This window comes from Pseudomonas antarctica, assembly GCF_900624995.1.
In the GTDB taxonomy this organism is placed as follows: Bacteria; Pseudomonadota; Gammaproteobacteria; order Pseudomonadales; family Pseudomonadaceae; genus Aquipseudomonas; species Aquipseudomonas antarctica.
Genome location: NZ_UYXQ01000269.1, coordinates 1 through 255 on the forward strand (window position 1 = coordinate 1; position 255 = coordinate 255).

1 protein-coding gene is annotated in these 255 nt (G+C 60.8%); it reads left to right on the top strand.

The window, feature by feature from the left end; all coding sequences use genetic code 11:
• Nucleotides 1-255, top strand: a 255-nt coding sequence (locus tag E0F99_RS29935) for a hypothetical protein (protein ID WP_130909147.1), incomplete at both ends; no start/stop codon positions are given.

Below are 255 nucleotides of genomic sequence, written 5' to 3' on the forward strand. Positions count from 1 at the left end.
GTCGAGCTGAATGGTAAAACCCTAACCTCTCACCTGTTCAACACCGGCCGCGAACGCCAGCGCCAGCAAGGCGAACTGCTCAGCCATTACGACTACGACGAACAAAACCGCCTTCACGCCCACGCGGCGACCCAAGAAGAACACAAGCACTACCGCCGCCACTACGACTACGACAAAACCGGCAACCTGACCCGCCTGCTCGACACCCGCAAAGGCGAACACCACTACCACTACGACCCCCTCGCCCGCCTGACC